Source organism: Enterobacter sp. Res13-Sevr-PEC09-46, assembly GCF_015672585.1.
Classification (GTDB): domain Bacteria; phylum Pseudomonadota; class Gammaproteobacteria; order Enterobacterales; family Enterobacteriaceae; genus Enterobacter; species Enterobacter hormaechei_C.
This window is the reverse complement of sequence record NZ_JADABR010000005.1, coordinates 32858-46478: the sequence shown is the minus strand read 5'-3', so window position 1 is coordinate 46478 and position 13621 is coordinate 32858. Positions and strand designations below refer to the sequence as shown.

Below are 13621 nucleotides of genomic sequence, written 5' to 3'. Positions count from 1 at the left end.
TAGCAAACTGTTGTTTTATTACAGCGGTTATTTTCCGTTCCCCGAACGTTTATAATCCTGCTTTCTTATTATTGCCACGGATCTTTTATGCGCATACTTCACACCTCAGACTGGCACCTGGGTCAAAATTTTTACAGCAAAAGCCGCGCCGCGGAACATGAAGCGTTCCTGAACTGGCTGCTGGAGACGGCTCAGGCTCACGAGGTGGACGCGATTATTGTGGCGGGCGACATTTTTGATACCGGATCGCCGCCGAGCTATGCGCGTGAGCTGTACAACCGTTTTGTGGTCAACCTCCAGCAAACCGGTTGTCACCTGGTGATTGTCGCCGGAAACCATGACTCGGTGGCGACGCTGAATGAATCCCGCGATATTCTGGCGTTCCTCAATACCACCGTGGTGGCCAGCGCCGGACACGCGCCGCAGATCCTGAAAAAACGCGACGGCACGCCGGGCGCAGTGCTGTGCCCAATTCCGTTTTTACGCCCGCGCGATATCGTGCAAAGCCAGGCAGGTCTGTCCGGCAGCGAAAAACAGCAGCATCTGTTGCAGGCCATCACCCGCTATTATCACCAGCAACATACGGAAGCCTGCGCCCTGCGCGGCGATCAGGCCATTCCGATCATTGCCACCGGACACCTCACCACCGTCGGAGCCAGTAAGAGTGATGCGGTGCGCGAGATCTATATCGGTACGCTGGACGCGTTTCCGGCGCAAAACTTCCCCCCCGCCGACTACATTGCCCTCGGGCATATTCACCGGGCGCAGATCATCGGCGGCTGCGAGCATATCCGCTACTGCGGCTCGCCCATTTCGCTCAGTTTTGACGAAACGGGCAAAGCCAAATCCGTGCATCTGGTGAGCTTCACCGGAGGCAAACTTAGCGCCGTTGAGACGCTTGAGGTGCCGGTCACCCAGCCGCTGGCGGTGCTGAAAGGCGATCTGGCCGCCATTACCGCTCAGCTTGAGCAGTGGCGCGGCGCAGCGCTTAATCCCCCCGTCTGGCTCGATATCGAAATCACCACCGACGACTACCTGTACGATATGCAGCGTAAAATACAGACGCTGACGGAAGACCTTCCCGTGGAGGTGCTGCTGGTACGCCGCAGCCGCGAGCAGCGCGAGAAAATACTGCTCAACGCCCAGCGTGAAACGCTTAGCGAACTTCGGGTTGAAGAGGTGTTCGCGCGGCGGCTTGCGCATGAAGAGGTGGACGAGGCCAGACGCACCAGGCTTAACGAGCTGTTTGCCCAGACCCTGCATTCCCTCCATGACGAGGACGAAAACGCATGAAAATTCTGAGCCTGCGCCTGAAAAATCTGAATTCGCTAAAGGGTGAGTGGAAAATTGATTTCACCGCGGAGCCGTTCGCCAGCAACGGACTGTTTGCCATCACCGGCGCAACCGGCGCGGGTAAAACCACGCTGCTGGATGCCATCTGCCTGGCGCTTTACCACGAAACGCCGCGTCTTAATAAGGTCTCTCAGGCACAAAACGACCTGATGACGCGCGATACCGCCGAATGCCTGGCGGAAGTAGAATTTGAGGTCAAAGGCGTTGCTTATCGCGCTTTCTGGAGCCAGAACCGCGCCCGCAACCAACCGGACGGGAACTTACAGGCACCGCGCGTAGAACTGGCCCGCTGCGAAGACGGCAAAATTCTGGCCGACAAAGTCACGGATAAGCTGGAACAAACCGCCGCGCTTACCGGGCTGGACTATGGTCGCTTTACCCGCTCGATGCTGCTCTCTCAGGGGCAGTTTGCCGCCTTCCTGAATGCCAAACCGAGCGATCGCGCTGAACTGCTGGAGGAACTGACCGGCACGGAAATTTACGGCCAGATTTCCGCCATGGTTTTTGAAAAACACAAAGCGGCACGTAACGCGCTGGAGATGTGCGAAGCGCAGGCCGCAGGGGTTGTGCTGCTGAGCGAGGAACAGCAGCAGCACTTGCAGCAAAGTTTGCAGGCACTTACTGACGAAGAAAAAGTCCTGCTGGCACAGCAGCAGAGCCAACAGAAAGATTTTCAGTGGCTTACGCGTAACGACGAACTGATACGTGAGCAGCAGCGCGCAGCCGCTTCGCAGCAGCAGGCGCAACAGGCTCTGACGGACGCCGCGCCCCAACTGGCGAAGCTCAAGCTGGCGCAGCCCGCCGCCCAGCTACGTCCGCTATGGGAGTATCAGCAGGAGCAGACCACCCGCCTGGCACAGACAACAGAGCGAATTGTTGAAGTAAATACTCGCTTACTCGACAGAGCGGCGCAGCGCTCGCGTATCCGTAACGGTGCGCTGCGCAACCGTGAACAGTTGCAGGCAGAGCACACGGTACTGACGCAGTGGCTGACCGAACACGATCGTTTCCGTCAGTGGGGGCAGGAAATTGCCGGCTGGCGGGCGCATTTTACGCAGCTGAATCGCGATAAAAATCAGCTTGTTGCCCAGGCAGCGCGCATGGCTGAGCTTCGTCAGAAGCTGGCTGAGATGCCGGAGAGTACGCTGATGCTGACGGCTGAGGATCTCGCGACGGCAATGGAGCAACAGGCACAATCGCGGGCGCTCCGCCAGCGTCTGACAGCGCTTCACGCTCGCTTTCAGCCGCTGCAAAAACGGCTGCGCCAGAATGCGGAAAGCGTGCAGAAAGCACAGGCTGAGCAGGCTAAGCTCAATGAAACGCTGATCCTGCGGCGTCAGCAGTTCAAAGAGAAAAATCAGCACTATGCCGACCTGAAAGCGCTCTGTGAGCGTGAGGCGACAATCAAGGATCTTGAGAACTATCGTGCACAGCTCGAAGCGGGTAAGCCTTGCCCGCTCTGCGGTTCACGCGAACATCCGGCAGTTGTGCAGTATCAGGCGCTTGTACTGACTGACAATCAGCGCCGCCGCGACGCGCTGGAGAAAGAGGTTGCTGCGCTAAAAGAGGAAGGATTGCTGGTGCTCGCGCAGGTGAATGCGCTGACCCAGCAGATCCAGCGCGAGACAGAGGAAGCACAGGCTCTCTCTGAGGAAGAGCAAGCACTCACTAAAGAGTGGCTGGAGGTCTGCACCTCCCTGAACATAGCGCTGAATATTCAGGATGATATTGCCCCCTGGATGAGCGAACAGGAACAGTATGAACGCCAGCTGTATCAGCTCAGCCAGCGTCTGACGCTGCAAAACCAGCTCAATGAACAGGAAGGTCAGGCGCGCCAGTACCAGCAGCAGCTGACGGCGACGCGTCAGGCGCTGGCGGCCTCGTTACAATCGCTGTCGCTTAGCGTGCCCGATGAAGGGGCTGAAAGCGCCTGGCTGAGCGCGCGCGAAAGCGAATATACCCTGTGGCAGGAAAAACAGGCCCAGCACGGTACGATTCAGGAAGGTATTAACGCCCTGATGCCCATTCTGGAGACGCTGCCGGTTACCAATGATGCAGAAGCCGACGCGGTTATCCCTGAGAACTGGCGCGGCATCCACGACGAATGCGTGTCGCTGCAAAGTCAGCTCACCACCCTACAGCAACAGGAGACGCTTGAGCGTGAACGGCTCCAGCAATCACAGGCTCAGTTCAACGCCGCGCTGACCGCGAGCTGCTTTGCCGATCGGGAAGCATTTCTCTCCGCCCTGCTGGATGAAACGTCGATCCGCCAGCTTGAACAACAAAAGCAGACGCTGGAGAACCAGCTCCAGCAGGCCACGGCGCTTTCGGTGCAGGCAAGCATGCAGCTTCAGGCGCATCAGGCACAGCGCCCCGAGGGGCTGGAAACCGATGCCGCAACGCTTCAGGCGCAGTTACACCAGCTGGCGCAACAGCTTCGGGACAACACCACGCATCAGGGGGAGATCCGCCAGCAGCTCAAACAGGACGCCGATAACCGTCTGCACCAGCAGGCGCTTATGCAGCAGATTGAGGAGGCGGCGCGTCAGGCCGACGACTGGGGCTATCTCAATGCGCTGATAGGCTCCAGCACCGGCGATAAATTCCGTAAATTCGCCCAGGGGCTGACGCTGGATAATCTGGTGTGGCTTGCCAACCAGCAGCTCAACCGTCTGCATGGCCGCTATCTGCTTCAGCGTAAAGCCAGCGACGCGCTGGAGCTGGAAGTGGTCGATACCTGGCAGGCCGATGCGGTACGCGATACCCGTACCCTTTCCGGCGGGGAGAGTTTCCTGGTCAGTCTGGCGCTGGCTTTAGCGCTTTCCGATCTGGTCAGTCACAAAACGCGCATTGACTCGCTGTTCCTGGATGAAGGATTCGGCACGCTCGACAGCGAAACGCTGGACACCGCGCTGGATGCGCTCGACGCGCTGAACGCCACCGGGAAAACTATCGGCGTGATCAGCCACGTAGAGGCAATGAAAGAGCGCATTCCGGTGCAGATCAAAGTGAAGAAGATCAACGGGCTGGGATATAGCAGGCTGGACAGGGAGTTTGCGGTGCAGTAAATGGGGGGATGATGCGCTCTGGTGCCCTCACCCTGGCCCTCTCCCACGGGGAGAGGGCACAAACATCAAAAACGGTTTTGCGTTTATTCCGGCCAGAGCCACGCCGCGCCGCGCACTCCGCTGGAATCTCCGTGGACGGCTTTGCGGATCGGCGTTTCGCACTCGCCGCCAAATACCCACTGTTTCACCAGCGTTGGCACCGTGGCGTACAGCCGGTCGACGTTGCTCATGCCGCCGCCCAGTACAATCACGTCGGGATCAAGAATATTGATCACATGCGCCAGTGACTTAGCCAGCCGCATTTCGTAGCGGCTGAGCGCCAGTTCAGCCACCGGATCCTGCTCCTCAACCAGACGCATAATCTCGTTACCTTTCAGCGGCTGACCGCTCAGACGATGATAATCGGTGGCAAACCCCGTGCCGGAAATAAAGGTCTCAATACAGCCCTGCTTGCCACAGTAGCACGGTACTTCGGCGCGGTATTTGAGTTCATCTTCGTCCATCCACGGCAACGGATTGTGTCCCCACTCGCCCGCGGTGCCGTTGCTGCCAATATGCGAGCGCCCACCGAAGGCCACGCCCGCCCCGCAGCCGGTGCCGATAATGACCGCAAATACGGTCTGCGCGCCAGCCGCTGCGCCATCCACGGCCTCAGACACCGCCAGGCAGTTGGCATCATTCGCCAGACGCACCTCCCGGTTCAGGCGTTGGCTTAAGTCTTTATCAAACGGCTGACCGTTGAGCCAGGTGGAGTTGGCGTTTTTCACCACGCCGGTATACGGCGAAATGGAGCCGGGGATCCCCATCCCGACCGTGCCCGTCTCGCCCGTTGCCTGCTCTGCCATATCGACCAGGCGGGCAATCGTCTCTATGGTCTGGTGATAATCATCGCGCGGCGTAGGCAGACGGTGGCGAAACAGTTGCACCCCCTGCTCGCTCAGCGCAATAACTTCTGTTTTGGTGCCGCCCAAATCAATCCCAATACGCACAAGACACTCCTCATTATTTTGATTATCAACAGAGTAGAAGCCCGCTTCCCGATTAGCAATGCAAGCGATGCGACAATTCGTTATCATGCCCGCTGATTTAACGACAAGGCCGTGGAAATTATCATGCTGTGGTTCAAAAATTTGATGGTTTACCGTCTCAGCCGCGACGTTTCGCTGCGTGCAGAAGAGATGGAAAAACAGTTAGCCGCTTACTCCTTTACCCCTTGCGGTAGCCAGGATATGGCAAAAACCGGCTGGGTTCCGCCAATGGGTTCTCAAAGCGATGCGCTGACCCACGCCAGCAGCACGGGGCAAATCATCGTTTGCGCCCGTAAAGAAGAGAAGATCCTGCCGACGCCCGTGGTTAAGCAGGCGCTCGAAGCGAAGATCTTCAAGCTGGAAGCTGAACAGGGCCGTAAGCTTAAAAAAACCGAAAAAGATTCGCTTAAGGATGAAGTGCTGCACTCGCTGCTGCCGCGCGCTTTTAGCCGCTTTAGCCAGACCATGATGTGGATCGACACCGTGAACGGGCTGATCATGGTGGACTGCGCCAGCGCCAAAAAAGCGGAAGATACGCTGGCGCTGCTGCGTAAGAGCCTTGGCTCATTACCGGTGGTACCGCTGGCGCTGGAAACGCCGATTGAGCTGACCCTGACCGAGTGGGTGCGCAGCGGGACTGCCGCGCAGGGCTTCCAGATCCTTGATGAAGCAGAGCTGAAAGCGCTGCTGGAAGATGGCGGCGTGATCCGCGCGAAGAAACAGGATCTGGTGAGCGACGAAATCGCCGTGCACATTGAAGCGGGCAAAGTGGTGACCAAACTGGCACTCGACTGGCAGCAGCGCATTCAGTTTGTGATGTGTGATGACGGCTCCGTGAAGCGCCTTAAGTTCTGCGATGAACTGCGCGATCAGAACGAAGATATCGACCGCGAAGATTATGCTCAGCGCTTTGACGCAGACTTTATCCTGATGACCGGCGAGCTGGCGGCGCTGATTCAGAACCTGGTGGAAGGTCTCGGCGGCGAAGCGCAGCGCTGACAGGCAAAACGTAGGCCGGGTAAGCGAATGCGCCACCCGGCATGCTTTTATTTCAGATAGCGGCACAGATAAGAGGTTGGCTCTGCAACCTGCAAATGGAACTCGCTGTGGCCCGGCACGTTGAAGACCTGCCCGGCACTATAGACTTTCCACTCCGTTTCACCCGGCAGCAGGACGTTCAGCGCGCCGCTGACCACCGTCATCTCTTCCGCTTCTGCGGTGCCAAAGGTGTATTCCCCTTCCGCCATTACGCCGACACTGGCGCGGCCAGTGCTGCTGCTGGTAAAACCAATGGATTTCACTTTACCGGAAAAGTATTCGTTACTTTGAAGCATGAACTGGCCCTTATATTTATAGAGAAAAATCCACTATAGGGGCCATGCTCATGACCTGTCACGCAAAATCATTACACCAGTAATTCTGACGCCAGGCGCGCCATCAGGACGTTAGAGAGCAGCACCGGAACATCCAGCGCCTTTTGCAGTAAATCACGATGCCGCTGATGGAAGCCCAGGCAGTCGAGCATCAGGACATCCGCCCCTCTGTCGATCAACTCCTGCCCGGCCGCAATCAGCTTCGCTTCGCTGTCCCAGAACGGGTTTGCCAGTGCGTACAGCGGGGTGTGCTCCAGCGCGGCCCACTTCACCGTCTGGTTATCCAGCAGTTCCTCAACGGGAACGATGACCCCAACCTGATGACCATCAACAATTGAGGCCACCAGCGGGGGGATAATCCGCATCGGTTCGAGCAGAATGGCATTACGCGCGCTGAGCCCTTTAACGGGTGCCGTGCTCATCAGCAAAATAACGTCATAGTCCTGATTGTCGAGCACTTCGATCACGCCCTGTAGCGCGCGTTCGATTTTCTGGCGCGACACATGCGCCAGTTTACCGTCACTGAGTAACGTTGCCAGGGGATCTTCCCCCTCTCCGACCGCGTAGTCTTCCATGACCTCTTCCCGACTCAGCTTCCCTAACAGACTGAGATGCGTAATTTGTTGTTCAGAGACATGCTCGGTTAAGAGCGGTAATACTTCGCTTACAGGCACCACACCAATCGTGAGGATCGCCAACGTCGCCTTCATTTTGATCGCCTTCCGTTACTACCACAACTGCCACACAGGTACAGGCTCACTACGCTGCACTGTTCATTTTTTCAACAAAACAGCACCAAGGGTAGCAGGGGATCTCTACACCGTAATGTAAAGATCGACTGGCCTTTCCGAATCCACCTGTAATAACTAAATATTAACTGCTGCTTAACATCAGCGATATGTTAAAAGTGTGATTCAGGCACGGTTGTAACGAATTCGGATTCCTGTCAGGACTTCTCAGGATCCTCATAGCGCCGTTTCGCATCCAGCGCTTCCTGTTCGGTTTCATGTTCGCTGATCAGCGAATCAGGTTTAGGGTGATCGGCACGCAGCTGGTACCAGGTTACGGTCTGATCGCCGTTACCTTTTTCAACGGTAACGATGCGGGCTTCACGCGGATAGGGAGGTCTGGTTGGCATAGCTCATCCTTTTTTTATGTCTGAGCTATGAGTATAGACGGCTGTTAGCTGGCGCAAGCCAAACGCAGGGCGGTAATAATCTGAATCGCAACTTTCTCGGGTGACGCTGACGCATCCACAACGTGGTGTGCCGCCTCGCGGTACAGTGCATCGCGTTCGGCGAGGACGTCGCTGACCTCTTCACTCAGCGGTTTCGCGGTCAGCGCCGGGCGCTGTCCCTCTTCCGGAAACGCCTCCAGCCGCCCCACCAGCGTAGAAACCGGGGCACAGAGGTAGATCACGACACCCTTTTCGCGCATAAACTGGCGGTTATACGGCGCCAGAATAATGCCCCCACCGGTCGCGATCACGGTTGACGGCGCGGTCACCGCTTCCAGCGTGGCTGTTTCACGCGCACGAAAGCTCTCCCAACCCTCATCTTCAACGATATCGGCGATGGTCTTACCGGCATTCTCCTGGAGCCAGTGGTCAGTATCGACAAACTGACTCTGGCACAGACGCGCCAGCTCCAGACCAACGGTGGTTTTCCCACAGCCGCGAGGGCCAACTAAAAAGATGGGTGGGTTCATAACCAGGTGTTCCCCTTGCTGCCGGATAACTGAAGGCTGTAAAGAAATGATTGCAGTAGATGTTGCGCTAACTTTACTGCAAAGCGGTACGGAATGACAAGCCTGTGGAAGCCACACTGTACCACAAAACCGCCCGGAGGTGGGCTACGCCGGGCGGCGCTTCACTTCCAGCAGCCATTTATCCAGCTCGGCGGCAAACTGCTGGCGATCGCGCTGCGACATGCTGTCCGGCCCACCGGTTTGCACGCCGCTGGAACGAAGCGTATCCATAAAATCACGCATGGTGAGCTTCTCCCGGATCGTTGCCGGCGAATAGCGTTCTCCGCGCGGGTTCAGCGCCGCCGCCCCTTTCGCCAGTACATCGGCAGCCAGCGGGATATCCGCGGTGATCACCAGATCTCCTGCGTCACACAGGCGTACTATCTCGTTATCCGCCACGTCAAACCCGGACGGAACGCGCAGAGAACGGATGTATCTGGAGGGCGGCACGCGGATATTCTGGTTCGCCACCAGCGTCAGCGGCATCTGCACGCGCTCGGCAGCACGAAATAAAATCTCTTTGATGACATTCGGACACGCGTCCGCATCAACCCAAATCGCCATAGTCTCTCCCCATTATGATTCTGGTGACTATTGTCGCCTGCATTTCGTTGTTAAGCTATCAATGAGAGATAACAACGCATAATAACGGAGAGACGTGATGGATAAGAAAATCGGGTTTATCGGCTGCGGAAATATGGGCAAAGCTATCCTCGGCGGACTGATTGCCAGCGGGCAGGTGCTGCCGGGGCAGATTTGGGTCTATACCCCATCCCCGGATAAAGTCGCGGCGCTGCGTGATGAGTATGGTGTCAACGCTGCCGAAAGCGCACAGGACGTGGCTCAGGTGGCGGATATTGTCTTTGGCGCCGTTAAGCCGAATATCATGATTAAAGTCCTGAGCGAGATCACCTCCAGCCTTAACAAAGAGACCCTGGTGGTATCGATTGCCGCAGGCGTGACCCTCGATCAGCTCGCCCGCGCGCTGGGCCACGACCGTAAGATTGTTCGCGCCATGCCAAACACCCCGTCGCTGGTGAATGCCGGTATGACATCCGTTACCCCGAACGCGCTGGTCACATCTGAAGACGTGGCGGATGTACTGAATATTTTCCGCTGCTTCGGCGAAGCGGAAGTGATTGCCGAACCGATGATCCACCCGGTAGTCGGCGTGAGCGGCTCTGCCCCGGCGTATGTCTTTATGTTTATCGAAGCCATGGCCGATGCCGCCGTACTGGGTGGAATGCCGCGCGCGCAGGCCTACAAATTTGCAGCGCAGGCGGTGATGGGTTCGGCCAAAATGGTGCTGGAAACGGGTAAACATCCGGGCGAACTGAAAGATATGGTGTGCTCACCGGGGGGCACAACCATTGAAGCCGTGCGCGTGCTGGAAGATCGCGGGTTCCGCTCCGCCGTGATCGAGGCGATGGAAAAATGCATGGAAAAATCAGAGAAGCTCAGTAAGTCCTGATGCGCTACGCCGGGCGTCAGGCGGCCACTTCGGTGCGGCCCCGTCCGGCATTTTTGGCTTTATAGAGGGCCACGTCCGCCGCCTTTAGCCATTCACGATAGTGGGTGAACTGCGCCCCCCAGGGGGCAACCCCAACGCTGATACACAACCTCGCCATAGGTGCTCCGTGCAGCGGCATGTTGACCAGCCGTTCGTGGACGCGCGACATCGCTGCAATCGCGCTGTCGGCAGGCGTGCCGGACATGATCACCGCGAACTCATCCCCGCCAAAACGGCCAATATAATCGCCTGAGCGCAGGGTCAGCTGAAGCTGGCGCGTGATGGCGACAATCGCTTCATCCCCCACGTCATGCCCCCAGGTGTCGTTGATCGTCTTGAAGTGATCGATATCGATGAGCAGTATCGTCGCCTGTCGATGGCTTCGACGGCAGGCCTCAAATTCGTTACGCAGCAGCGTTTCCCAGTGACGGCGATTGAATACGCCGGTCATTCCGTCGCGGGTACTCATCAGCTCAAGCCGACGCTTATGCTCTGCCAGACGGATCGCCGTGCGGTGGCTGAGCCAGGCAAACAGTATGGGGTAGACCACCAGCACGGGGAGCGTCAGCCACAACGCCAGCGGTTCAGAGGTCAATACCACAGGACTACCCGTGGATTGCACGGTGAGCAGAGCAGACAGAGCAAGCAGCGCCAGTCCTGTCAGAAATAACCGACATCCCCCCGATCCCATCATATTCATGCCGATCATCACGATCAGCGCCGCTGTTGGTAGCGCATTGAACCCTGTTAGCCCCATCCAGACACCGGCAATAATGGCATCGATTTTCAGATTAACAATTTCACTGCTGTGGGGTTCAGCCGAACGAAAAGCCAGCTGCCAGGCCAGATGGGGCCAGACAAAGACCCAGCCCACCAGCAATAACCACCAGACGCCGGAAAGAAACTGGCTCACCAGGACGCTGGCAAGCGGAACGAATAGCGCCGCCAGACCAACGATGCGTGCCAGCCGTATTCGCCGGGCAAATCGCAGACCGGAACGGTATGAATCATCCTGAGAAAGCTGCTGGTGCCACGCTTCCCGAATGTTCTCGTGATTGTCATAAAACTCATCATTCATCATTTTTGGGAATATTCTGAAACATTTTCCCAAATTATAGAGAGGGGGATAGCGGGGAAAGTATGAAATTTTGGGTGAGCCACAGCCGTGACTCACCCGTTAGCACTACGCCTGTTTTTTGAGGCACGCGCTCATAAACTTGCTGCGATCGTCGCCTTTCAGCATCTGCTGTGTCGCCTGGGCGTTGCACTCACGCATTTTTTGCTGCTGTGGGGTCAGGCTTTTTTCACCGGGTTTAGCCGCACCATTTTTAAGGCAGTCGCTCATGTACGTTTTACGGGCATCCCCTTTCAGGCTTTGCGATGTCGCCTGTTGGTTACAGGTCGTCATGCGCTGCTGCTGGGGCGTTAACGTTTTCTCTTCCGCGTGTGCTGAGGCGATCAGACACAGGCCAGAGAGCAGGGTAACCAGTATTGTTGTTTTCATTGCACCATCCTTTATGTGAAGTTCCACGTTAAGTCTGGCTCGTTACGGGAAAAAAACCACCCTGCGACTCTGATTTTCGCCGGGCTCTGCGGTTATTTCAGCCCTGTATCGGCACAATATTCATTAACCGGTTTGGCCGGGTGGGAGGCGGTAATTAATAACAGAAATTATGCGGTGAAAGGTGTGCTCTGTCTCAATTTAATTTTCCCTGCATAAATGTGTAAAAATAAAAACAGAGCGACGCCAGGCATCCTGCATGACAATTCTGTGACACGTCATTTCACCTCAGGCAGGTTAGCTGCGAGGATGCCTTAAAAGCTTCTTTACGTATTGCTGAAGCAGCTCCGCATCTTCCGCAGGCACCTGGGAATCAGGACGCGCTTTTTCCAGCGCACCTTCAACGTTGTCGATCAACGCCTCCTGCTCCGGTTTTGCCATCTGTCGCAGCAGCGCCGTCACAACGATTTCCAGCGCCTCGACCTGGGCAACCAGCTCTTTCGACTCTTCTTCCTTTTGGGCAAGCTTAACCAACAACTCAGCAATGAGATTTTTCATGGTGCTATTTCCTTATGTGATTTCCCCTGAAATTAACACCCTCTCTGAATAATGAAAAGCATGGATTAGCTTTATCTTATGCAAAAGTGACATCGCTGCCAAAAAAGATATTTCAGCGCGAAAGCGAAACGTTTTCCTGAAAGAAAGGCGCCGCATTTCGTTATATAAAAATGCGGCGTTCATAAGAATAAATAATATATTATCGTGTTTACCGGGCCGACTTTGCCTCAGCGATTCGCCTGCGGCGTCGCAAGGCAAAGGCCAGTTGAATAATATTCAGCAGGACCACCACCGCCGTCGCGGCAAATACCCAGCGGAAACCCGCCATCGCCGAGACCGAGGCGCCGATAAGCGGGCCCGCTACGTTGCCTAAATACATGAACGACTGGTTGTAGCCAAAAATGCGGCCGGTTACCTGGTCACTGGAATATTTCACCAGCAGCGTCTGAACAGCGGGCAGCATGGCGCCATCTGCGAAGCCAAGCAGGAAGCGCAGGATGCCGAGCTGAAGAGGTGTGGTGACGAATGACATGGCAAAGAAAAGGATCACCGCAATGATGAGCGTTGCCATCAGAATACGTGCCGTACCGATCCTGTCGCCCAGTTTCCCCAGACGCGGAGCAGACATCAGCGCCGACACGCCCGGCACCGCGGCAATCATCCCGCTCAGAAAAGCAATGTTGCTGCTGTCCGGCGCCATCGACTTGATAAACAGCGCCAGAATCGGCCCTACCGAACCGTTACAGAGCTGGATCACCATCGTCGTCACAAAGAGGCTAATCATCAGGCCAGGATAAGGCAGCGAGGCGAAAACCGCTTTTCCGCTCAGGCGTTCGGATTTACTGACAACAGGCCGCCCGCCCTCTTTAATCAGAAAAAGGGTGACCAGAAAGCTGATCGTTAGCAGGATCGCGGTAATGATAAAGACCGCACGCAGCCCGACATGGTCCGCCAGGAAGCCGCCGAGCAGCGGGCCGCCAATGACCCCGCTGATCTGGGCCGTGGAAAGCGTGCTGAGCGCCCAGCCGCTTCGCTCACGCGGTACCTGTGAGGCCACCAGCGCCATGGCATTCGGAATGTAACCGGAGGTCAGCCCCATTATCGCCCGCAGAATAAACAGCTGCCAGACGTTGGTGGCGAAGGCCTGGAGCAAAATGGCTATCGCCATCCCCAGCGAGGCGCGGAGCAGCATCAACTTGCGCCCCTTGCGATCCGCCAGGCTGCCCCACATCGGCGACACAATGGCGGAGACCAGAAACGTCACGCTGAACGTCAGGCCGGACCACATCGAGAGCGCTTCATGGGAAGTCACTCCCAGCTGCGACACATACAGCGGCAGGAAGGGCAATATTTGGCTGATAGCCAGTCCGGTGAAGAAGCAGCCGAACCAGACTGAAATGAGATTAACTTTCCAGGATTCCATAACAGAAATAGTCTTCATTTTTAGGCGAATTCGCCGACAGATTAGCAAGTTACGCGCAATG

Annotated in this window: 14 protein-coding genes; 4 read left to right on the top strand and 10 right to left on the bottom strand. The window is 56.6% G+C overall.

Features of this window, described 5'->3' with window-relative positions:
• Positions 1–87: 87 nt before the first annotated feature.
• Entirely contained in the window at positions 88–1293 is a 1206-nt protein-coding gene (gene sbcD, locus IMQ56_RS01505) for an exonuclease subunit SbcD (RefSeq protein ID WP_017694432.1), read from the top strand.
• Positions 1290–4421 carry an exonuclease subunit SbcC gene (gene sbcC / locus IMQ56_RS01500; RefSeq protein ID WP_196063769.1) on the top strand — a complete coding sequence of 1044 codons (3132 nt, stop codon included), beginning with the start codon at positions 1290–1292 and terminating at the stop codon, positions 4419–4421. Before sbcD ends, sbcC begins: the two co-directional genes overlap by 4 nt.
• Before the next feature lie 83 nt (positions 4422–4504).
• Here sbcC and mak read toward each other — a convergent pair whose 3' ends face one another.
• Positions 4505–5410 (bottom strand): fructokinase, encoded by a 906-nt coding sequence (gene mak, locus IMQ56_RS01495; protein ID WP_196063770.1) that lies wholly within the window; start codon positions 5408–5410, stop codon positions 4505–4507.
• A 123-nt stretch (positions 5411–5533) separates the two neighbouring features.
• Here mak and rdgC point away from each other — a divergent pair, with 123 nt between their 5' ends.
• Positions 5534–6448 carry a recombination-associated protein RdgC gene (rdgC, locus tag IMQ56_RS01490; protein WP_006809928.1) on the top strand — a complete coding sequence of 305 codons (915 nt, stop codon included), beginning with the start codon at positions 5534–5536 and terminating at the stop codon, positions 6446–6448.
• 47 nt (positions 6449–6495) lie between these two features.
• Here the strand turns inward: rdgC and ppnP are convergent, their stop codons facing one another.
• The 5 genes from ppnP to IMQ56_RS01465 form a co-directional block, all read right to left on the bottom strand.
• Complete coding sequence (gene ppnP / locus IMQ56_RS01485; protein ID WP_003859131.1) at positions 6496–6783, bottom strand: pyrimidine/purine nucleoside phosphorylase; 288 nt, start codon at positions 6781–6783, stop codon at positions 6496–6498.
• A gap of 71 nt (positions 6784–6854) precedes the next feature.
• On the bottom strand, positions 6855–7532 hold the full coding sequence (locus IMQ56_RS01480; RefSeq protein ID WP_003859133.1) for an AroM family protein: 678 nt from the start codon (positions 7530–7532) through the stop codon (positions 6855–6857).
• Positions 7533–7768: 236 nt separating this feature from the next.
• Complete coding sequence (gene yaiA / locus IMQ56_RS01475) at positions 7769–7960, bottom strand: protein YaiA (RefSeq protein WP_003859135.1); 192 nt, start codon at positions 7958–7960, stop codon at positions 7769–7771.
• A gap of 44 nt (positions 7961–8004) precedes the next feature.
• A complete protein-coding gene (aroL, locus tag IMQ56_RS01470; RefSeq protein WP_017383154.1) occupies positions 8005–8529 on the bottom strand; it encodes a shikimate kinase AroL in 525 nt (174 codons plus the stop codon).
• Between the two features lie 144 nt (positions 8530–8673).
• Entirely contained in the window at positions 8674–9132 is a 459-nt protein-coding gene (locus IMQ56_RS01465; RefSeq protein WP_150325780.1) for a YaiI/YqxD family protein, read from the bottom strand.
• Positions 9133–9229: 97 nt separating this feature from the next.
• Between IMQ56_RS01465 and proC the strand changes: the two genes are divergently transcribed.
• On the top strand, positions 9230–10039 hold the full coding sequence (gene proC / locus IMQ56_RS01460; RefSeq protein ID WP_015571314.1) for a pyrroline-5-carboxylate reductase: 810 nt from the start codon (positions 9230–9232) through the stop codon (positions 10037–10039).
• Between the two features lie 16 nt (positions 10040–10055).
• On the opposite strand, the gene adrA is transcribed toward proC, so the two are convergent.
• The 4 genes from adrA to IMQ56_RS01440 form a co-directional block, all read right to left on the bottom strand.
• Positions 10056–11159 carry a diguanylate cyclase AdrA gene (adrA, locus tag IMQ56_RS01455; RefSeq protein WP_032647387.1) on the bottom strand — a complete coding sequence of 368 codons (1104 nt, stop codon included), beginning with the start codon at positions 11157–11159 and terminating at the stop codon, positions 10056–10058.
• 102 nt (positions 11160–11261) lie between these two features.
• Entirely contained in the window at positions 11262–11582 is a 321-nt protein-coding gene (gene psiF / locus IMQ56_RS01450) for a phosphate starvation-inducible protein PsiF (RefSeq protein ID WP_015571316.1), read from the bottom strand.
• 294 nt (positions 11583–11876) lie between these two features.
• Positions 11877–12137, bottom strand: a complete 261-nt coding sequence (gene iraP / locus IMQ56_RS01445) for an anti-adapter protein IraP (RefSeq protein WP_003859148.1) — start codon at positions 12135–12137, stop codon at positions 11877–11879.
• Between the two features lie 208 nt (positions 12138–12345).
• Entirely contained in the window at positions 12346–13560 is a 1215-nt protein-coding gene (locus IMQ56_RS01440) for a multidrug efflux MFS transporter (RefSeq protein ID WP_015571317.1), read from the bottom strand.
• Positions 13561–13621 lie beyond the last annotated feature (61 nt).

What these genes read in the sequence shown, in the direction of transcription:
- sbcD (WP_017694432.1), top strand. Translation starts at nt 88, where the DNA reads ATGCGCATACTTCACACCTCAGACTGGCACCTGGGTCAAAATTTTTAC.
- sbcC (WP_196063769.1), top strand. Translation starts at nt 1,290, where the DNA reads ATGAAAATTCTGAGCCTGCGCCTGAAAAATCTGAATTCGCTAAAGGGT.
- rdgC (WP_006809928.1), top strand. Translation starts at nt 5,534, where the DNA reads ATGCTGTGGTTCAAAAATTTGATGGTTTACCGTCTCAGCCGCGACGTT.
- ppnP (WP_003859131.1), bottom strand. Translation starts at nt 6,783, where the DNA reads ATGCTTCAAAGTAACGAATACTTTTCCGGTAAAGTGAAATCCATTGGT.
- IMQ56_RS01480 (WP_003859133.1), bottom strand. Translation starts at nt 7,532, where the DNA reads ATGAAGGCGACGTTGGCGATCCTCACGATTGGTGTGGTGCCTGTAAGC.
- yaiA (WP_003859135.1), bottom strand. Translation starts at nt 7,960, where the DNA reads ATGCCAACCAGACCTCCCTATCCGCGTGAAGCCCGCATCGTTACCGTT.
- aroL (WP_017383154.1), bottom strand. Translation starts at nt 8,529, where the DNA reads ATGAACCCACCCATCTTTTTAGTTGGCCCTCGCGGCTGTGGGAAAACC.
- IMQ56_RS01465 (WP_150325780.1), bottom strand. Translation starts at nt 9,132, where the DNA reads ATGGCGATTTGGGTTGATGCGGACGCGTGTCCGAATGTCATCAAAGAG.
- proC (WP_015571314.1), top strand. Translation starts at nt 9,230, where the DNA reads ATGGATAAGAAAATCGGGTTTATCGGCTGCGGAAATATGGGCAAAGCT.
- adrA (WP_032647387.1), bottom strand. Translation starts at nt 11,159, where the DNA reads ATGATGAATGATGAGTTTTATGACAATCACGAGAACATTCGGGAAGCG.
- psiF (WP_015571316.1), bottom strand. Translation starts at nt 11,582, where the DNA reads ATGAAAACAACAATACTGGTTACCCTGCTCTCTGGCCTGTGTCTGATC.
- iraP (WP_003859148.1), bottom strand. Translation starts at nt 12,137, where the DNA reads ATGAAAAATCTCATTGCTGAGTTGTTGGTTAAGCTTGCCCAAAAGGAA.
- IMQ56_RS01440 (WP_015571317.1), bottom strand. Translation starts at nt 13,560, where the DNA reads ATGGAATCCTGGAAAGTTAATCTCATTTCAGTCTGGTTCGGCTGCTTC.